This is a genomic window from Candidatus Tisiphia endosymbiont of Nedyus quadrimaculatus, assembly GCF_964059235.1.
GTDB lineage: Bacteria > Pseudomonadota > Alphaproteobacteria > Rickettsiales > Rickettsiaceae > Tisiphia.
The window spans coordinates 1471632-1493350 of record NZ_OZ060452.1 but is presented as its reverse complement, the minus strand read 5'-3'; the positions used below and the strand labels follow the sequence as shown (position 1 = coordinate 1493350).

General features: G+C 33.1%; 16 protein-coding genes. 4 read left to right on the top strand and 12 right to left on the bottom strand.

The genetic code is table 11. The features are described 5' to 3' along the window. Window positions 1-27: 27 nt before the first annotated feature. Both AB3211_RS07170 and AB3211_RS07165 read right to left on the bottom strand, forming a co-directional pair. Window positions 28-1470: a UDP-N-acetylmuramoyl-L-alanyl-D-glutamate--2,6-diaminopimelate ligase gene (locus tag AB3211_RS07170; RefSeq protein ID WP_367364131.1), complete on the bottom strand. Its 1443-nt coding sequence runs from the start codon at window positions 1468-1470 to the stop codon at window positions 28-30. 31 nt (window positions 1471-1501) lie between these two features. Next, window positions 1502-2239, bottom strand: coding sequence for a hemerythrin domain-containing protein (locus tag AB3211_RS07165; RefSeq protein ID WP_367364130.1), 738 nt, complete (start codon window positions 2237-2239; stop codon window positions 1502-1504). Between the two features lie 306 nt (window positions 2240-2545). Here AB3211_RS07165 and AB3211_RS07160 point away from each other — a divergent pair, with 306 nt between their 5' ends. Beyond that, window positions 2546-3742 (top strand): MFS transporter, encoded by a 1197-nt coding sequence (locus tag AB3211_RS07160; RefSeq protein WP_367364129.1) that lies wholly within the window; start codon window positions 2546-2548, stop codon window positions 3740-3742. Window positions 3743-3779: 37 nt separating this feature from the next. On the opposite strand, the gene AB3211_RS07155 is transcribed toward AB3211_RS07160, so the two are convergent. From AB3211_RS07155 to AB3211_RS07135, 5 genes are all read right to left on the bottom strand, one after another. Then, window positions 3780-6770: a DEAD/DEAH box helicase gene (locus tag AB3211_RS07155; protein WP_367364128.1), complete on the bottom strand. Its 2991-nt coding sequence runs from the start codon at window positions 6768-6770 to the stop codon at window positions 3780-3782. A 222-nt stretch (window positions 6771-6992) separates the two neighbouring features. Further along, a complete protein-coding gene (locus AB3211_RS07150; RefSeq protein ID WP_367364127.1) occupies window positions 6993-7913 on the bottom strand; it encodes a HaeIII family restriction endonuclease in 921 nt (306 codons plus the stop codon). After that, entirely contained in the window at window positions 7914-8942 is a 1029-nt protein-coding gene (locus AB3211_RS07145) for a DNA cytosine methyltransferase (protein ID WP_367364126.1), read from the bottom strand. Between the two features lie 6 nt (window positions 8943-8948). Continuing rightward, on the bottom strand, window positions 8949-11519 hold the full coding sequence (gene leuS, locus AB3211_RS07140; protein ID WP_367364125.1) for a leucine--tRNA ligase: 2571 nt from the start codon (window positions 11517-11519) through the stop codon (window positions 8949-8951). A gap of 39 nt (window positions 11520-11558) precedes the next feature. Next, window positions 11559-12083: a DUF3576 domain-containing protein gene (locus AB3211_RS07135; RefSeq protein ID WP_410521591.1), complete on the bottom strand. Its 525-nt coding sequence runs from the start codon at window positions 12081-12083 to the stop codon at window positions 11559-11561. Window positions 12084-12606: 523 nt separating this feature from the next. On the opposite strand from AB3211_RS07135, the gene AB3211_RS07130 reads away from it, so the two are divergent. From AB3211_RS07130 to AB3211_RS07120, 3 genes are all read left to right on the top strand, one after another. Further along, window positions 12607-13233, top strand: a complete 627-nt coding sequence (locus tag AB3211_RS07130; protein ID WP_367364124.1) for a dioxygenase — start codon at window positions 12607-12609, stop codon at window positions 13231-13233. Between the two features lie 183 nt (window positions 13234-13416). After that, a complete protein-coding gene (locus tag AB3211_RS07125; protein ID WP_367364841.1) occupies window positions 13417-14112 on the top strand; it encodes a TlpA family protein disulfide reductase in 696 nt (231 codons plus the stop codon). A 3-nt stretch (window positions 14113-14115) separates the two neighbouring features. Beyond that, window positions 14116-15042: a S49 family peptidase gene (locus AB3211_RS07120; protein ID WP_367364123.1), complete on the top strand. Its 927-nt coding sequence runs from the start codon at window positions 14116-14118 to the stop codon at window positions 15040-15042. Window positions 15043-15853: 811 nt separating this feature from the next. Here the strand turns inward: AB3211_RS07120 and AB3211_RS07115 are convergent. The 5 genes from AB3211_RS07115 to AB3211_RS07095 form a co-directional block, all read right to left on the bottom strand. Further along, complete coding sequence (locus AB3211_RS07115; RefSeq protein ID WP_367364122.1) at window positions 15854-16573, bottom strand: tyrosine-type recombinase/integrase; 720 nt, start codon at window positions 16571-16573, stop codon at window positions 15854-15856. Then, window positions 16570-19650, bottom strand: a complete 3081-nt coding sequence (locus AB3211_RS07110; RefSeq protein WP_367364121.1) for a Tn3 family transposase — start codon at window positions 19648-19650, stop codon at window positions 16570-16572. Before AB3211_RS07110 ends, AB3211_RS07115 begins: the two co-directional genes overlap by 4 nt. A 24-nt stretch (window positions 19651-19674) precedes the next feature. After that, window positions 19675-20235: a plasmid pRiA4b ORF-3 family protein gene (locus AB3211_RS07105; RefSeq protein WP_367364120.1), complete on the bottom strand. Its 561-nt coding sequence runs from the start codon at window positions 20233-20235 to the stop codon at window positions 19675-19677. Between the two features lie 261 nt (window positions 20236-20496). After that, window positions 20497-20622, bottom strand: coding sequence for a hypothetical protein (locus AB3211_RS07100; RefSeq protein ID WP_367364119.1), 126 nt, complete (start codon window positions 20620-20622; stop codon window positions 20497-20499). Next, the gene (locus tag AB3211_RS07095) at window positions 20622-21557 is read right to left on the bottom strand and encodes an Rpn family recombination-promoting nuclease/putative transposase (protein WP_367364118.1); all 936 of its coding nucleotides are present in this window, start codon (window positions 21555-21557) and stop codon (window positions 20622-20624) included. Before AB3211_RS07095 ends, AB3211_RS07100 begins: the two co-directional genes overlap by 1 nt. Window positions 21558-21719 lie beyond the last annotated feature (162 nt).

The following is a 21719-nucleotide window of genomic DNA, read 5'->3' as shown; positions in this document are numbered from 1 at the left end:
TTTTATTATTAGTTGATATTTTTTAATTCAAAATCTTTTTCTATTTTGTAGAGCTTCCTTGGCTATATCGAAGTCGCTAAATGGTAGTTTTTTATTACCGATTATTTGATAATTTTCGTGACCTTTGCCGGCAATCAGCAAGATATCATCTTCTTGTAAATTATTTATTGTTTCAGTAATTGCAATTTTTCTATTATTTATTTCTATATATCTATTAGTGATAGCTATAATACCTTGTATAATTTGCTGCCGTATGAATTTTGGGTCTTCATCCCTCGGATTATCGTCAGTGATAATAACTCTATCTGCAATTTGTGCAGCAACTTGCCCCATTAATGGTCTTTTACCACTATCTCTATTACCCCCACAGCCAAAAATTACTTTTAATGACCCCCTATTTGAGTATATTTCTGATTTTATTTTTTTTAGTTCTAGCAAGCTTTTTTCTAAGGCATCTGGAGTGTGAGCGTAGTCAATAAAAATATTGCTATTAGCTACTCTCTCTAAACGTCCTTTAACTGCTTTAATTTGTGGTAATTTCGATATGACTTGTTCAAAAGGAAAGCCAGTCAAATGCACCATCATAACGGCAATCAGCAAATTGGTTGCTTGAAAACTACCAACTATATCGGTAGTAAAATTATATTTCTGCCCGTTATAAGTACAAATTGTATTGTCGATAATTTTCAGATCACCATTCATGCCAACGGTTAAAAATTTTATATTACGTTCTTGTAAATAACTTTTGATATAATCTAATTGTTCTATTTCCGAGTTTAATACAGCAACTCCTGCCTGCGATAAATTATCTGTAAATAATTTTAGCTTGGCTAAAAGGTAATAATCCATATTTTTATGATAGTCAAGATGATCTTGACTAAAACTAGTAAAGCAGGCAGCATCTACTTTTATACCATGTAATCTTTCTTGATCTAGACCATGGCTGGAAGCCTCAAAAGCTACATATCTTATATTATTCTCAGCTAGATTATGTAAAATATGTCTGAAAGTTACAGGATCAAGGGTAGTGAGGGCAGGGGACTTATCTAAAATCTCTTGGATGGGTGTTAAATCGAAATTTTCAGGACATTCTATACCGATAGTACCAATAGAACAGCTGGATGCTCCTAGCAATGTGTATAGCTGTTTGCAATAGGATACTACCGAGGTTTTACCGTTAGTACCAGTAGCAGCTACCATATATTGTGGTAATAAAGGGTAGAGAATATTAGCAGCTTGGCTTAGTGCCACCCGTGCATCACTCACAAGCGTTATATGTACACCATTAGCGATAATGTTAGGGTTTTTCAAACTTTCAGCATCATCGGTAACAATGAATTTTACTCCTTTGTTTATTACATCATCAATAAACTTATTACCATCCGAACTTGCTCCTTTAATGGCGAAGAATAGACTAGTTGATTTAACTAGTCTAGAGTCGCAACATAAAATATTCATTATCTGCATCATAATATGTTATTTAAATGTTGTCACTACCATATTACAGTTCCCCAAAGCCTTGATCTGCGGTACGGAGTTCTGTACTGTCTGCAGTAGTGTCTTTTAAGGGCAAATCAAACTCAATGGCGAAAGCGGATTTTTCATCATCAGTGAAACAGCCTTCTGAGACTAATGTACGCTTCCAAATTTCAAGAAACATTTCAGGTGAGCAAGCTTCTTTAAGATCTTGTAAATAAGTGTGCTTTTCAAGAAAATTCAAAACCGGGAAGAAGCTCGAGCTATCTAATAAAACATGTTTAGGCAGACCTCTATAACTATCTACGGTAACCTGCTGCAGCTCTTTATCAGAATAAAGATGCCATAATTCAGGCATTAATATGGTTTCTTCTTGATAAAAATGCAGAAGATTGTCAGACAAAAACTTATCATATAAGGAGCAGATATGGCAACCCTGTATAACCCGTTCTTCATCATCCACTGTTTTTATCGCATTTGCAAAAATCCCCTGGAACTCCATCAGCTCATCTTGCTGGTTGAAATGCTCTTGTTCAACATGCTTATGCACGGTTGATCCTTTTTTATTAAACAGTGGGGTAAAATATTTTTCTTCTTTTTGTGCATGCATTTTTAGATCAAATACAATATTATCAAAAGAATCTTTAATACCGGTTACAGCTGCTATTTTTCGAAAATCTGTTTTACCTAGCTCCTCTCCGAACTGGTGCAGCTCCTTACGAATGAACTTATGTACACTTCTATACAAATCATATCTTGGCATTTGATTATACTCCTTAACTAAATTAAAGGTTTACATTCTACATAATACCGACCCCATTGCAAATTTTTTTACAGGAATATTCGGCATTGCCCAATAACTATAGATAGAACTCTAAATTTAGTAGATATTTCCAAAACAAAAGCAGCAAAGGTAATTTTTAAATAGTTAAATAATTTTTGCAATTTAAATATAGCCTAATTAGTTTTTATGTGTATGTTTACCACGTATATACTCAAATCATAGCAGTATATAGTAGCCCATGTAAAGTTAGTAGATAATTTGTTAACAAGAAATTTAGGGTTTCTTATGCAAAAAAAAGATATATCAATTCTAATAGGTAATGCTCTAGATCATTTTGATACGGCTATTTATGGTTTTATTGCTCCAATCTTAGCAACAATCTTTTTTCCCAAGAGTGATCCTATAGTTGCTTTGATCTTAACCTATAGCGTATTGACAACTTCCATAATTACTAGACCAGTTGGTTCGATAATTTTTAGCATAATTGTAAAAAAACGTGGGCCAACATTAGCTCTATCTTACTCATTAATAGGTGTTGCCATTACCACTATATCAATAGGATTTATACCAACTTATCAAACGATTGGCTGGTTCTCACCGTTGATGTTGACCATTATTCGAATGATACAAGGAATTTTTGCCGAAGGAGAATGTGCTATTGCCAAATTATATATTTTAGAAAATAAGGTACAGACTAAAGGCATACAAGCATCTTATCTATACCAACTGTCAACAATGTTTGGCATTATTATTGCCTCTTTTGTAAGTACCATTCTAATTAGTTCTAATCATCATGAATATTGGCGTTTATGTTTTATATTAGGAGGAAGTACTGGGATTGTAGGGGTTTATCTTAGACGTTATTCCAATATGTTTCAGAATACAATAAAACAAAAGTCTTATACTTTACATACGATATTGAATAATAAGTGCAATATTCTGCGTGTGTCTATAGTTAGTGGCTTTTCCTATATGACATATGTGATACCTTTTGTCGTGATGAATAGTTTTATACCTCTTATTACCTCTATCTCTTTGGAGATGATGATGACTTTTAATACAATCTTATTAATTATAGATGCGGCAATGATTCCAATAATAGGGTCTTTGGTTAAGAAATATCGTCCTGCAAATGTAATGATCATCAGTACTAGCATTTTATTTATTAGCATAGTACCGTTATGGTTATATATGTCTGATGCTTCCTTATGGTATATTAATTTTGTCCGTTTATGGATTATTACGTTAGGGGTAACTTTCTTATGTCCACTAAATTATTGGCTTAATAGCTTATTCCATGGCTCAGATAAATATATGCTGGTCAGTATTGGTGATGCTTTAGGTACTTCAATATTTGGACGATTTACCCCTGCAGTGTGCATAGCTCTTTGGCATTTTACTGGCTCTTCTATAGCCATAGGAGTTTATATTGCAATGATTACTTTAGTTACCATATGGGCGGTGAAGAGTATACTCAAATGATTTAAAGAATTGGAGAAGTGCTACTGAATAATAAATATCAATCTATTCTAATTTTACAGTCTAGTTCTTTGAATACTCCTGTTTCTTTCCATAAGTTCTTATTTCCTATAACATAGATAACTTCTTTAGCACGTGTAACTGCTACATTTAAGATATTAGGAGATCTACCTGCCCATATCCGAGTTTTATTTTGGTTTGGTGCTTGAGCCCCTAATACTAGAATTACCGCTTCAGCTTCTCGTCCTTGTACAGTGTGTATTGTTCCAATTCGTTCATTAAGCCAAAGATTCGTATCCATAGTTATCCAAGAATCTAAAACATGATGATCTTTTATAATTTTGCGTAAATTACCTGCAACAAGTTTAAAAGGGCTTACAATATATAGGTTTGGGAATATTGAGGCACTCTTTAGTTTATATAATAGTTCAACTACCTTTTTTCCTTCTTCTAGACACCATGTATCTAGTGCTTGACCTTGAACATCAAACCACATAGAAGGACCAAGACAGTTACGTATTGGAGAATTGTTGGGACTTTTTGCTTGTACCATTAAATTTTCGTAGGCAATTGCATTGGAAATACTAAACATAGGATCTGCACAACGCCTATGAACCAATAAAGGTACACCGACTAAACGACTTCCGTCTTTGGTATTAAATTCAGAAAAATATGAAGTTACAGAATCTGATAGGGTTTGAACTGATGCTTCTGGTGCATTAAAACGATTTGGGTCTACCAAAAATTGTTCACAGATACTTTTTGTTAAATTGTTAGGTAACGTAACCACTGGTTCTATCTGTAAAGGATCACCTGTAACTATAGCACGTTTTGTTCTCATTATAGCTCCTACAGCAGCTTGCGGCAGAGCCTGTCCAGCTTCGTCAATAAGAAGCCATCCAAGAGAATTTGTAGGGAGATCTTTTAACATTCTTCCTATAGATGCAAAAGTTGTTGATACACTAGGTACTACAAGGAAAAAAGATGACCATAAATCTGGCAAAAGTTCCACGGTTTTTTTATCTATTTCACTAGAAGAGCCACCAAAATTTCTCATCAGAACTCCAAGATTGTGACGTAAAGGTTTTGCTGCTGCGTCTATAAAAGCTTTATGCAGCTTTATAGCAGAAATAAATACCTCATCGCGTAAGGATTGTGTTTGCGTGTCACACCATGGGGAAACTATATGCCTTTCTTCATGGGATTTTGAAAATAAATTATTATCAATAAAATGAGATCCAAGTTTGTTAGCAAATGTAGGTACAATTCTTTTTACATAATCAAAATGAACAAGTTTTTGGCTTTCTTTATGGGCAATCCTTTGCCCTTCTTTTTGCCAAGCACGAAATGAAGGAGTATTTAGGATACGCCAAATAACATGTGGTTTTGATTTATAATGTTCTAATAAAAGCTCTTCTAACGTTTGCCCCTGTTCTGATCCATTTTCTAGATTTGCTAAATCTTGAACTAGATTTTTTATTTCTTGTAATTCAGAGAGTCTAGTTTGGCTTGCTTGTAATACATGTTTAAAATCTGTACTAGCTTGTCTCCAACGTTTTAAAGCATCACTGTGATTATGTGGGGGATCACTTTCTTCAATAATTCTCGGTTTTCTACGTTCAAGGATTTTGCCGGTTTTTTGATCTTTAATTTCAAATATCTGTGGCATTCCGCTTGCTTCTGCTAAATATGTTAAAAACCCAAAATCATTATTCCACCAAAAATTTTTACTAAAATTATTACAATTAGCAATATTTCCAAGTACTGCTGAAATCAAACCCCAACTTTTGCATCCAAATACTAAATCAGATAGAACTGTAAAATAACGCAAATCATTCGCATCGTTTGCAATAGCTTTTAAACTAGGTAATTCAGCACTAATATTTTCAACAGCCTTATTGTTAGAGGATGCAATTAATATTTCAAAACCTTTTAGACTCTTATCTAATTTATAGAGATTTAACCAACTCTGTCCCGTTTTTATTTTGTGTCCTGAATCGGTAAAAGCTTTTTCAGGATCAGCAAACTTCAGTAACGCTTCTGCTCGCTCTGTGACTAATTTTGCAACAATATCACGTAATAAAGTTGTTTTTCCTGTTCCTGGTGGTCCATTAATTGCAAGAATTCCACTGTCTTTTAGTTCAGTCATGGATAAATTAACTACAGCCTGTTGAAGTAATACTAAAGGATGTCGTCCTAATCCAGGCCATCTTGCTGTAGGAATGTTTTTGGGAGAAAGAATATTTTGTAAAACAGAAGGATCTAGGATATTATAACGCTTTAATGGGATATTCACACCTAAATACTGCAAGAGGTTTGTTTGAACATTTGGCTTTTGAATTAAATTACTAGCTTTAATTAGATCATTTAGGTAAAAGCTGTTAAGTAGTAAAGTTTTAGTAGGGGTATCTTTTTTACTTGATTCATAACTTTTGATAGCAAATTGTTTATTTATTAGCATTTCTGCTGGTATCTCAAAAGTATTAGTAAGGTAATTATGAGCCTCATCTATTACTACTTTATTCAAGGGAAGTTTTTGACCATTTTTATCTCTTTTACACAAGATTGTTTCAAGAGCTATTTCAGTATCTTTTTCAGTTGATGACCATTTACCTAAGTTTTTAAGATTTCCTTTTAAAGCTTGAGGAGCACCCCATGCAAAACTTGAAATATTAATAGAACTATCGTTTTTAATAAGATGGCCATATTGATCTACAATAATTACACCCATAATGGCTTCCCCTGATACATATTTTGCTTCTACATTTGTGTCACCATATTTTTTAGTTAGAGCGGAAAATACATTCTTAAGATTAATTGAACCTATTATTATTTGATAGAATAATTGGAGATAAGGAGGCAATTTTTCGCCGCCATTCTCCCAAGGTAGTCTATTATCTAATAAAACAACTAATTCTTTATTTCCTCCTACTAGGTCTTCTGGTTTATTAAATGATTGAGGCGTTAATATTTCCAAGACAGTCCAAGCTGATAAAACATCACATGCTTCTTGCGTAGTTAATTTTTTCATTTTATTAGCAATTTAATGTTCTAAGAAGTTTGCCCTTTAAGCATGCATTTTAAGAGAGTATATTGCAACTCGTGTAAAATAATAATTATTATAAAGTTTGGTTGAAAAACTTTATAATTATTCCTTATGATTGTAACTTAATAGTCTCATACCACAATATTTACTATTTTTGAGGGTATTATGATAATCTTTCCTTTTTGCCAAAGTTCTCCTGTAATATAATTATAAATCAAAGGTTTGCTGGTAAATCTCATTTGCTGGTAAACCTATAGCAGTTATATCAAATTTAAGAGATGGAGTTACTTTGCTTTCTGCATTGTGGATTCTAAAGTTGATGCTATAACCACGGTTAAATACGATGGTTTTTGAATATTGACCACCATTCTTATTGTTTATTGCATTAATACATGTTGGGTGCTTTGTACGTTTTATAGATAAGGTATTATTTAAATTAAACCCTTGTACAATAACCCGTTTTTTTCCTTCTCTAATGATTTTGTAAAAATCAAAACGTCCAACGATAAAAGATATAATTGTCTTGCAAAGTTCAATCTCTTTTATCTCGCTGATGGCACACACTCTACTTATTTCATTGCTCCACGCATCCAATATCGGCCAATAAAAGCGAGATGGTTTATTAATAACATCCCTCCATAATGCAGTTCCATTAGAATCGTTTTTAATTTTAGCTAACTCATCAAAGATTGTTGTGACAATGAGCCAATATTCATCACTACAGCCAGAGTCATCAATACTCCATTCTTTAATAAAGTTAGCTGTTCTTGATAACCTTGGGTGTTTTAAGGCTTTGTGATTATTTTTACAAGATATGCCGAATGTTTTGCCATTTATTGTTATCAACACATCTCGTACATCACCCTGCTTACCTGCAGTATCACTATTAAATGAAATTAATCCATTGTTACCGGATTCAAAGAAGACCTTTTCTTTCAACATAATATGTTCGATGGCGATAGTAGCTGCATTCAGGAAATCAGATTTGTCCCTATCTGCTATTTCATAAAATGCTTTCTCATTAATTTCTGAATAGGCATTTTCTTCAATTGACATATTTGTTTGTAATTTAAGTACTAAGCCTACCGCCCACTCAAAAGCTCTGCCATTATTTGTTTGCGTAGCCATTTATACCCCCAAGTCCTTTCTAATTGATTTGGCTACCCAGTACGCCAAATTTACTGGTACAGCATTACCAATCATTTTATAGCCGTTTCTGATATTGGTATAAATGAACTCATAATCATCTGGAAATGTCTGAATTCGTGCACATTCTCGGACTGTTAATCTTCGATATTTGTTTTCATGACCAGGGGCGAATTTTCTTAACTCTTGTCCATCAACTTTTATCATTTTAGGAGCTTGTGGATGGAATGGAATATGTCTATCTGTTGCCAAAATAGTAAATGATTGTTCATCCCAACCTCGCACTCGATTTCTCGACATAAAAATTGGGGAATAGCCTGAATCAATTAGCTCATGATTTTTAACTTCTCTAGTTGTTCCAACTTTTAGATTAGCTAGGTCACCTATCACTTGTTTTAAAGTGATTTTGATTCCCAAAGGTTTAGGAAATTCAAATTTTTTGTTCAAAGATTTGTGATAACCAATTATAAAAACTCGCTCGCGATCTTGGGCTACACCGTAGTCACTTGCTTTTAACAACTTCCAAGTAACCTCATAGTCTTCTTTTTTGAACATATCTATGATATTCATAAAGGATTCAATATTTCTTGAATGGATTATTCCATGAACATTTTCTGCAACACAAAACTTTGGCTGTACATGCCTAATAACCCTGATATATTCGTGGAATAATTGACCTCTTAAGTCATCAAGTCCACGCCTAGCACCAGCTTCTGACCATGATTGACATGGCGGTCCACCAATAACACCTGTTGCACCAAGTGGAATATCTTCATCTGGAATATCCAAAATAGAACGCCCATCAAACTTTGATTCAGGAAAGTAGTTTTGATAAGAAGGGGCAATTGTTTTATCATACTCGTTTGCCCAAATTGTCTTGAACCCAGCTTTTTCAAAACCAATATCCATACCACCTGCACCGGCAAATAATGAAATAAGAGTAATGTTTGAGGCAGATTCTTTTTGTTTTGCTGTTTTAACTGTAGCATTTTTATTGACATTGTCTTTCATCCTTATTCACACCACAATATTTACTATTTTTTTTGGTACTATAATAAATTTTTTAGGCTCTTTACCATTTAAGTGTTTTTGAATTTCTAGTAATTGCATTACTGTGTTCTGAATTTCAATATTGCTCGCCACAACAGCGAATTCATGCGTAGCTCTCAGCCTACCATTAACTTGGATGGCCATAGTATAAGATTCTAGTTCTAAGAATGATTCGTTGAAAGAAGGCCAAGGGGTTTGATATAATCTTTGCTTTTTACCTAATTTTTGCCAAATTTCCTCTGTAATATGTGGAATAAATGGGTTAAGTAATATAATCAAGATGCCGAAACTCTCTTTGATGCTATCAATATCAGCTTCCTTGCCCTTAGATATTTCATCTGACAACGCATTAAATAGTTCCCGCATCCTTGCTATGGCTTTATTTAGCTTAAACTCCCTTATCTCGCTGGTAACATGCTTAATAGTGTGATGAGTAAGCTTTGTTAGTTTATTCAGTCTATTTCTAGGAGTCTCTGTTATTTCACTATTAATTATTACTTCAGCCATATTTTCTAACTTACTAATAAAACGGCTGCACCCTTCAAGACCATTTGCTGACCATTCACAATCTTTCTCCGGTGGGCTATCAGAGAGTACAAATAGCCGGATAGCATCTGCACCATGGTTTGCTAATATTGATTCTAAATCCACGACATTCTTTTTGGATTTACTCATTTTTTCTATTCGTCCTTGAAATATTTCTTCTCCTGTATTTTTATGAACCCATTTATTAGATTGTTTTGTTACCTCATTTGGGTACAACCAATTATTATTGGCATCTTTATAAGTAGCATGTAATACCATACCTTGAGTCAGCAAACTAGTAAAGGGTTCACGAATATTAAGATAGCCTTGTTCGTTCATTACTTTAGTGAAAAACCTTGCATAAAGAAGATGCATTACTGCATGTTCAATTCCACCAATATACTGATCAACAGGTAACCAATAATCACAGGCTTGTTTGTCAGTCATATCTTTTGCATCTACATTACAATAGCGGGTGAAATACCAAGAAGACTCAAAAAATGTATCTAACGTGTCAGTTTCGCGAATAGCTGGTTTTTGACATTTTGGGCAATTAGTATGTTTCCAAGTAGGGTGTGAATCAAGAGGATTGCCATGCCCATCAAATGTAACATCGTTTGGTAGGGTTATCGGCAATTGTTCTTTAGGTACTGGTGTGATTCCACAAGTCAAACAATAGATTATTGGAATAGGACAGCCCCAAAATCTTTGCCTAGACACTCCCCAGTCTTTTAGTCGGTAGTTAATGGTACGTTTGCCTAAACCACGTTTCTCAAGTTCTTCTATAGATTTTTGCTTAGCATCTTGGACAGCAAGACCATTCAGAAAGTCTGAATTGATCATGATACCATCACCAGTGTAAGGTTTCGAGTATACGTCTATTTGAATATCCTTATTAATTATTACCTGCTTTATTGGTAATGCCATTTGTTTGGCTAATTTATGATCTCTTTCATCATGTGCTGGGCATCCAAAGACCGCTCCAGTACCGTAATCCATTAGTACGAAATTTGTTATTATAACAGGGATAGTAATGCTAGGATCAAATGGATGAATGGCCAAAAGGTTAGTACATACCCCTTCTTTTTCAGCTTTATCTACGACAACATTAGTGTCTAATTGCGAACATTTTTCAATAAAAGATATTATAGCATCATTTTTATCTACTAACCGCCCAATTATTGGGTGGTTATAGGCTATCGCAACAAAGCTTGCTCCAAAGATAGTTTCTGGTCTAGTAGAAAACACTTCTATCGCACTGTCATTCGAGCTGTGGCGGGAATCTAGATCCTCGCCGTAGCTCAGATGACATAAGGAGGAGCGTATTTTAAAACTAAAATTTACTCCTTCCGATTTGCCTATCCATTTCTCCTGCATAGATTTAACAGAATCAGGCCAAGAGTCCAGTTTTGTAATCTCATTTAACAGTTCTTCAGCGTAATTAGTGATTTTTAAAAACCATTGTTTTAGCTGTCGTTTTTCAACTAAAGCACCCGAACGCCATCCACGACCATCTACTACTTGTTCGTTAGCTAAAACAGTGTTATCTACAGGATCCCAATTGACTAGAGATTCTTTTTGGTATGCTAAACCTCTCTCATAAAGTTCTAAAAAGAATTTCTGTTCATGCTTATAATAATCTAGATCACAAGTTGTTATTTCTCTTGACCAGTCATATGAAAAGCCAATTGATTTTAGCTGATTTCGCATAGTTGCGATGTTTGAATAAGTCCAGTCTTTAGGATTAGAATTATTATTAATGGCAGCATTTTCTGCTGGCAAGCCGAAAGCATCCCAACCCATAGGGTGTAATACGTTATAGCCCTGTGATTTCATAAAACGGGCTATGCAATCTCCGATAGAATAGTTACGTAAATGTCCAACATGAATCTTCCCAGAAGGGTAGGGTAACATTTCAAGTACGTAATATTTAGGCTTGTCGCTATCGTTTGTTGCAGCAAAAGCTTTTTCCTCAAGCCAAATTCTTTGCCATTTCTTTTCAATATCTCTCATAAATTTGTATTGTAAACTATCCTTATTGTAGCAAGTATATCATTCTTTTCTTTCAGCCCTAATATATAATTCTCTAGATTTTCTTAAAATTTTATCTTCTATGCTATTAGCTAGGTTCGAATTAGTATGATTATCTAGCCAATTACCATTTTTAAGTGTTTGTTCAAATATTTTTACTTGGATGGCATCCGGGCTAATAACGTTATCTTTAATAAAAATATTTATTTTAAATCGAAAATTTGTTTGTCCTTTTGGACTATACCATTCAGTAATAATGACTCCGCCGACTGAATCGGTTGAAGCAAGAGGCACAAAACTTAAGGTTTCTATAGAAGCTTGCCATAAATATTTATTAACGTTACAGCCCACAGTTTTTGTAGATTCATTTTTGATTCTACTTGGTCTAAACACCAAACCTTCTCCTCCAACTATCGACCCCATTTCATCCATATTTCTTTCTTGCACAGTTTTGGGATAGTCTCCATTCCTTGCAATTGTAGAAGTTGGAAAAAGCAATAAAGCTAACATTATGCCAATAATAGTTTGTTTTAAATGTGTTTTCATAAATGATTTTATTTTTTTACTATTTACCCCAGTTCGGGATAAGAATTAGTTAATTCTTATCCCGAATTCGTGTTATACCATTTCCCATTATTAACTACGCTAATACTACAGTTGTAGTTACTACCCAGAGCCATCATTCTTAGCAACGGCGGGAATCTAAAAAAATAGCCTAAAAGACTATTAAACATTATTAGATCCCAGCTTTCGCTGGGATGACATTGTTTTGACATTAGTACTACAACTGTAGCACTAAATAGCGTAGTTAATAATGGGAAATGGTATTATTTCAAGTAGTTTAGCTTCAGTGTACCATAAGAACCACGTGATGTAAAGGATAGCCCCGTTCTTTAATTAACAAAATAAATATAATATAGTTGTAAAAGAATAAAGGATACGATAATTTAAATCTCTATAAGAAAATGTGGAATATCCATCTTCTAATAGAAGTTATGCGAATTCGGGATAAGAATTAGTTAATTCTTATCCTGAATTGGGGTAAGTTATTAAACATAAATGGTAAAAAATGAAAAATTTGTTATTTTTAATCTGTTTGTATTCCACTATTGCTATAGCCAGTGAATCTAAGTTTTATCCTAATAAGCTTAATTGTTGTAAGATCACTAAGAGTACAATGAATGATTACGAACCGGAAGAATTCCAATTATCCAATAACTTACTTAGAAAGACAGGACAACAAGCAGTCTATCGTGGTACAAAAATTATAGTAAAGGGTAGATTATTAGACCAAGATTGCGTTCCAGTAGCAGATGCAAAAATATATTTATGGCAGGTTGGAAGTGACGGAAAATATTCATACATACCACTTCGTACTTGTATCAATAAAAAAATGCTAAACCTTGTAAGTAAATCAAGTTTTACCGGATCTGGCATCGCTACTACTAATAATAAAGGGGAATTTTATTTTATTACTATATATCCTAGTGGAGTTTCGCGTGAAACGCCTAATGTAAACATTAGAGTTGACCACCTATATCTTGGACAGCTACAAACAAAGCTATATTTATCTAATTCAAGGGCTAATTTAGAAAATTGCGGAGAAGTTAGCCATGCTTTGTCCACTGCACTAGATGGCATTAAAACGTATGAATTTGACGTAGTAATGCCGGGACAAACTTTCAAAAGATATTAATGTTTTGAGTGTTCACACCCTCCGCAACAATCTTCTGCAACTGGATTTTCTGAAGGTGGGTTTTCTAATGGTTTTTTTAATCCACAAGAAGTTAAGATTAAGCAGCTTAATAATATTAGAGATAAAAAAATATTGTTTTTCATGATGATAAATAAATTAATTGGAAATATATTTGTTATTTATATGCATATTAAAAAATATAGTAAACGATTTTTTTTAATTGTAACATATTTGTTGATCAGCACTAATAGTTTTGCATTAGATCAGATCAAATCAGGTGTTAAAATGCTTGATTTATCTAGTGTTCCTGATACGGTGGTTTTCTTTGATGATAAAGGAGAAAAATATTCTCTTGATAATTTTGAAGGAAAAACGATATTATTGGTATTTTGGGCAACATGGTGTGCATCTTGTATTAAAGAAATGCCTGATTTAGATGTATTGCAAAAAGATTTTAGAAAGCTGCCATTTGCGATAATTCCTGTATCACAAGACTACCAAGGAATAGAAATTATCCAAAAATATTATAAAGATTATGATATAAGATATCTGCCAATTTACCATGATTTTAAGAATCAACTATTTAAAGCTTTTTCAATAGTTGGTTTACCAACTGCTATTCTAATTAATCCAGATGGAAAAATGTTAGTAAGTTTTGTTGGTACTATTAATTGGTATGATGAAGAAATTCGCAATATTATTTTGTCAAATATTCCTGGAAACCACCCAGAACCTAAAAATAGTTATCGGGAACAAACGCTTAATCAACCGGTTAATAAACAGTTAAAGTCTGAAGAGCAGGAAAACAAAGATGAAAAACCAAAAATACAACAGAATAATGAGGAAAATAATGCTTCTAAAAACGATAATAAGGAGTAACTAATGCACATAGAACATAATAAAAATTCAATTGCTGAGGCAAAATTTGATCAGGTAATTGCTAAACGTCAAATAGGTAAGTTAGAGCAATTACTTTCATTACTACCTGGAATAGGTTCTAAGGCATCAAAGCCGGTAATTGCTGTTCTTCGCCTTAGTGGGATTATAGGTAAAGTAAGTTCAGTAAAATCAGGACTCAGCATTGAGTCACTAAATGAGTTAATTGACAAAGCTTTTGAGATCAAAAATCTTAAAGCTTTATGTTTAACTATCAATTCTCCAGGTGGTTCACCTGTACAATCTGAACTGATTAGCAAACGTATAAGGTCATTAGCTGGGGAAAAGAAAATACCAATTTATAGTTTTGTAGAAGATGTAGCGGCATCTGGTGGATATTGGCTTGCTTGCATTGGTGACCAAATATATGCATCTAAGAGTTCAATTATTGGTAGTATAGGGGTGGTTTCGGCTGGTTTTGGTTTTCCTGTTGCTATCAATAAGCTTGGAGTAGAAAGGAGGGTTTATGCAGAAGGTAAAAATAAATCTATTCTCGATCCATTTCAACCAGTACAAGAGGAGGATATTGAAATTATTAAGCATATACAAAAACAGATTCACGGGCATTTTATAGATTATGTTAAAGAGCGTCGTATTGGTAAGTTAACACAAGAAGATGATATTTTATTTAATGGAGCATTTTGGTCTGGGGAAACTGCTGTTGATTTTGGTTTAATTGATGGTATAGATGATATGTATAGTTTCATAAAACAGAAATATGGTGATGTAACTATTAAATATATATCTGCTAAACAATCGTGGCTTAAGAAGAGGTTTGGTATAGTAAGGCAAGATTTCGTGCAAGAATTTTCTGATACATTGATTGAATCGGTAGAGAATAAGATTAGTTATGATAGGTTTAATATACGGTAATGGGAATATACTACCTAACTCTTGAAATCATAGCAGTATATACTCAAATGATTTGAAGAATTGTTTTTTGAAAATATCATGGATTCGCATGCTCACGTACTATATGTACGCTCCGCTTGCTCGCCATTCATTTTCAAATCCAATTCTTCAAATCATTTGAGTATACCAGCGTGGATCAAAACCCATAGTATCCTACATATTTTTATATAACCACTATTAAAATGGCTGCTGATCGTCTATTAGCGAGGAGTCGCTGAAAGCGGCGACGCGGCAATCCAAGATACGCGAAGTGTTAATCTAAAAAAACAGCTTCGCTGTTTACCTAGATCGCCACGGCATCTAAAGATGCCTCGCGATAACGATTATAGAAAAATGTAGGGTACTATGATCAAAACCTCCAACATAAGTAATGGTACTTACAAGGGCAGAAACGATGTCATATATGGACGAAGTCCATGCAATCATCCTTGCATCGATGTCATCCTCGTCCTTGCATCGATGTCATCCTCGCGTAGGAGAATACCGCAAATTTTAGCTTAATATCTTGCTTTGTACTTGACATTTAAACCTCCTTTTTCTTCTTTTTTGCCTCTGAAACCCTAATACTCTTAAGATTTTTGCTCTTTAAGTAGTTACAAATTATCTGAACTTATTATATTTGTCAATATGATTAAAATTAAGACAAAAATTTTTTTTACACTACAGAAAACCAACAAAAAAATAGTACTTTTACACCATATTTTCATTTGATTTATTTATTAACTTAATAGGCCCAGTGTTAGGGAATAAGCGATAAAGTGCCAGTTATATTTCAGACAGGAAATTTCTTAATTACATTATCATATTCTTTCTGAGCATCCCCTATAGATAATTTTGAATAAATCTCTAAAGATTGACGACTTTCATGCCCTGAATATGGCTGAATTAAAGCATCTTCTACTCCTTGCTTCTTTAACCAAGTAAATAAAAAATGTCTTAATTTATGTGGGGAAATGGATTCTTCTATGCCAGCTTCTTTTGTATACTGCATTAGGATTTTTCTAATACCTCGATCAGTATATGGCTTTTTCCAAGATGATTCGAACAAATATTGTGCCCCTATTTTTTCCATTGTCTCCACATGTAATGCTAGTATTTCCTTAAAGTTATTAGGAAACGGAACTATTCTGTCTTTTTTACCCTTACCTTCGATGATTCTTATTTGACATCTATCTGAATCAACGTCACTTAATTTTACCTTAACTAACTCACTAACCCTTATACCTGTATATAATAAAGTCTTAATTATTACTACATGTTTCATATTACGAGATTGCCAAACTACTTTATAATATTTACCTATCTCCTCTTCAGTTGGCACGTATGGTAGTTTCTTAACTTTATGATTTACTTCTACGTTTAATTCTTGTCGCAAATGCCGAAATAACTCGCGTAAATAATCATAATTTGGATATTCTTGTCTTAATGATTTAGCTAATTGCTTAGCCTTTTGACGGACAGGAGTACGTGTTAATCCAGTATTATTAATCATGCTGCTACCTTTACTTTTGGTTGCTCTATGATTAAGCGTTTATCCATATCTAAAGGAAATAAGCCATATGGATTAATATGGCTATGAATTAGTGGACTTAAAGCTCTTTTATCTTCAATAGTTAGCTTATTTTGCCAAACTGGATCTGATAAAACTTCCTGTATAATCAATGTATTAATATATACCATACATACTTGTAATAAATGTAGGCAAACTATGGCTAATTCTTGATCATCTCGGTTATTGGTAGAGATTTCACCCAACTTACCATAAAATATGAAACCCATTATACTATTTAATCTCTCAACAACATTTAATGCTTCATGGATTTCTATACGCAATTCTTCGGACATTAGATAACGAGATAGAAATATGGTCTTTACCGCTCTACCAATCTCAATTAGCGTCTTATAAACAGGATGATCATTATTGCTGTTACTCAGAATTTTAAACATAACCTCTGGTTCAACGTGACCAGTCCTTAATGCTGCTATGTATCTTATTACCTCATGATAGTATTTCTTAATCAAACTCCAATTTATCGATGATTCTAAAATACTAGTTAAATTTTTATAATTTCCTCTATCTTTTGCATGCGAGTAAAAAAGTTTTTGTTTCTTTATGTTTTTAAGACGTGGTAATAAATCAAAAGTTAATAAGTAACTGCAAGCAAAACCAATAATACTTTGTCCGTGAGTATCTACATAGGTTTTTTTCATATCCATTTTACTCGAATGGTCAAGTACTCCTTTGATCATAGATCCAACTTCCGAGGAAGAACATGTTTTGAGTTGAGAGTATATGCATGCGGCATTTTTATCTACATGCCAATAAATCATTACACCACGTCCTTTATAACGTGTATGCCATTCTGTCATTAGATTTTGATCCCAGCTACTTACCTTAGTTGAGTCGCAAGCACATCCGGTAGTAGCATCACCCCAAATTTTAGAATCTCTTGTTTCTAAAATAGCATTGATAACTTCAGCTGTAGCCTCTCGTACATTAGCTGTATTGAGATATCGTCTCTTAATATAACGCAAATCGGAGTAATTTATTTCATCATTAGCGGCACTAATACGTTTTAATCCTGTATTACTACCGATAGCATATAATGATAGTAGTATACGTTTAAGAAGTTTAGATTCCTTAATATTCTTTCTACTTGCTACTGTATGAAAATGTTTAGTAAAACCAATACGTGAGTCTGCTTCTTTTAATACATCTATTAAATTTATGGTTCCCCAACGTTTATTAATTGATTGTTGGAATGCTAACAAATTAGTTGGTTCAATTTGAGCATCATATGGAGTTAACTTAATATGTCCATTAGTACTATTCTTAGCAATAGCAATTTTTACCTTTTTATTATCACAGATGTTTTTGTTAAATTCTTGTAAATGCTTATCTAAGCTATCTTGCAATGATTGAATGAATTCATTGCCATCCATTGGTAGTCCTAACTTTTGATAATAATATTGTGCATTGGAATCAAAATCCTTTGGTAAATCCTCTTCTGGATTACGGTAACGATATGCCCCTTCAACCCATATTTGCTTAGTATCTAATAAATTATGTAATGTTTCTAAAATCGCTACTTCATAACTCATTCGATTGATTTTAACATTTATAACTTTATTTATATTATTTTTCTTACTATCTTCAACTACTTCTTGTTCCTCTATTACCGTAGCTTGCCACTTACTTGGGATATCCTCTTTAGCTGGTACAAGCTTGGAGTCAGGATAATATTTATCCTTAATATTCTTGTTAGTCTTAATAAATTCAATAGCTTGCAATATTGCTTTACAAGCTTGATTATTTGATCGAAAAGTAAATATTTCTAATAACATTAGTAATATGCGGCGATTGGCATGTGAGTAACTTGAATGCATTTTCTTTTGCACTTCTGATTGATACCAGCTATTTTTATTAGATACTAGTTCTTTAGCTAGATCACTCAGCGTTTCTTTACTAACTTTTGGATAAATTGTATCATGAATTACACCATGTGGTTTGGCTATAGATGTGTCGGCTAGAGTATACAAAATATCAAATTTACCATTAACACATTTAACTTCAGACAATATATCTTTATTAACTGATATTTCCGCTGATGTTCTTATTTTATGAATTAACTGAATTAATGTTGTTACTAAATTATCTGTTATTAATCCACAACGAAAATGACAAAATATTGCCATAGTTGCATAATGAGTATCAGTCTTAAGATCTTCTATCTCACTTGGTAACTCAGCACAAATTCTTGTATAGTATTTTTGCTTTAGTTTTCTTGGAACTAAGCTTAGCATACTAGGTAAATTCAGTATTCTTAGTCGCTTTAGTTTATCTATTTCATCACTAACATTTTTTAATTTAGCTCCTGCTATATCTTTTTTAAGATGCCTTAATTGAATTTGCTTTAATCTTTTAATAATATCTTCTTTATTATTGACTTTATAGATGGTTGCATCATTTGACTCTTTCTCTAGTGTTTCATTGTCATCCTCTATTTTTAATAAAGCATCTATAGAGTTCATAGTATCAACAGATAATTGCTGTGAAATACTAAAGAAAAATTGCATCTCAAATCTATGACAAGCTGATGCAATATAGCGATCTAATTGTGCAGGTTTAAATGGTTCAAACTGATGTTTAGTACAAAATTGATAAGCTTGTTCTGTAATTTGAGGTAATGTTGGTACTTGTGGTAAGATATCTTCTATTAACCAAGCAATTAACTTCTTGCTATCATTTACACTAGCTTTTCTATACCCTAATAACAACCTAATTGCTTGACGAAATCGCTTTGAACTTCTGCTATCCCAGTTATAATTATCAAGGCTGACATCTAGGCAATCTAGTTGGATAGCAAGACTATTAAACATTGGTTGTGGTATTACATCAATCTCCCTAGGGTATCGTTTTTCCAGTTGAAAAAACTTAAGCATAACAGCAAAAGCTAATTTATTTTCTTGAGTATTTTTACCCTGTGCCAAAGCAATTTCTTCGCTATCTAACGTAAAAATAGCTTCATTATCAAGAATATTATTATGTTGGGATAAATTGTTTTGCATTTTCTATATTTTAGATCCGTATTATTACTTAAACTGAACTAATTTTGGATCAAACTCTTCTGGATTAAAATCATCACCTAACCATTCGATACGCTCCTCGTATTCTTCATGATTTGGATTGGCTATAATCTCTAAAAGATATTCATAACCACCTACTCCTCCACAGTCTTCTGGTGGGCATGCCATTTTACCAGCAAGACATTGAGGATAGGTAGCACCAACAACTGCAGGTAAAATCTCTTCTAAAACAATTTCATGTTTCCATCCATCCCCAAAATCATACTCATAAATCGCTTTATCTTTAGGGGATAGAAAATATTTAGCTATTTTTGCTTTATCTTCAAGAATTACATCGCAAAACCCTTCATCATCTGGCATACTAATCAAATCTTTTTGGCCAGTCTTAGGGTTTATTATCTCAAACTGATGTAAATGATAGTTCTCCCATCCCATACAGTTTTGAATGGCAAAGTGTAGATCTTCAAAACTGTATTTTTCTAGCACTTGTATACGTCGCCAAATTTTAGGTTTTGTATATTTCAAAGTAATTTTAAATTGATAAATATTAGAGACTTTTGTTATCATATTTGTTATTCTGTTGATTTATATTAAGTTCCTAGAACCACTAATGTCGGCACTTAATAACCAAGATATAGAATAATTATAATTTTGCAAGCCTGATTTGTAGACATAAGCAAAAATATATTTGATAGATTTCTAATCTAATTCTATCACTGCATTATACTCGGTACTTTATAAATTGCAATATTTCTATTCTTATTTTATCAAACTGGCACTTTGTCGCTTGTTCCCTAACACTCCGCCAACTATCCTAGATTATTTGAATCAATTAGAAGATTTTAGTTTTTGGATTTCTTCAATAGTTAAACCAATAACTTTGGCAATATATTCAAATGTGGCATTTTCTGCCAATAATTTTAGAGCAGTAACAGTTTGAGGATCGTAAGTCATTATTTTAGATTTTCTATTTGAGATTTACTTAACTTAGTGTATTTAATAATTTTTTCCATCGGCTCATTGTTTAATAGCATTTCTTTTGCCATAGATATTCTTTCTTCCTCTCTACCTTCCTTTTTACCTTCCTCTCTACCTTCCTCTCTGCCTTCCTCTCTACCTTCCTCTCTGCCTTCCTCTCTACCTTCCTCTCTACCTTTTTCCAGTTGTTTTTTTAGAGTGTTAGCTTCTATACGAAGCCATTTAAGATGGTCTTCATAGGCCTCTCTTTCTTCGTCAGTAAAGTTCATAACATCTAGCACTGTTAGAGCTTTTTTTAAGGAGGCATTGTCTAATTCTTTAGGCAAATTATCTTTGTTCAGTAGATCATGTCTTGTTAAAAAAGCTGTCCACATATCTAAAGAGTTTTTTACTTTTTTCAGTATATCAGGTAATTCCTCATAAGAATTATCAGTAAACTTATTAAGCTCAATAGTATGTAATTCGAGATCCTTGAAATACAACAATCCACTATCTTTTTCAACTATATGAAAAACATTGTGATACTTAGTTACATTCGGAATAGAAGTAAAGTTTAGAATATGAATACCAATGGCTTTGCTTAGGGTAGAATAGTCCTGAGCTACCTTTAATTGTTCAGTATATAATTTAGCCCAGTAATATAAAGCTCGCTTATCATAATCAGCTTCGTCGCTAATTTGAATTTCAATATTGAACCTTTTGCCATCAACGGATTTGGCTTTAACATCTAATATTGAGAGTTTATCACTCTTAAAGTTCTTTGGATTATATGGATTAAGCAGCGTTAGTTCTGCCACCTGATCTTCCTTAGATACAATTGAATTAATCAAGGATATCAGCAAATCCTTATTCTCTTCTACGCCAAAGATTTTCTTAAATGCCAAATCAACTCTAGGAGTTATTTTATCCATATATATGCTGCTATTAGTAGTTATCAATTATAAAGCTATAGCTAACACGAAAAGGTTTAAGGCATAGTAATGGTAATAGAATTGATGTCATTCCCTCGTAGGCGGGAATCTAGAATGTTTAAAGCACCCTTTCTGTCTGTTTCTTTAGATTCCTGCTTTCGC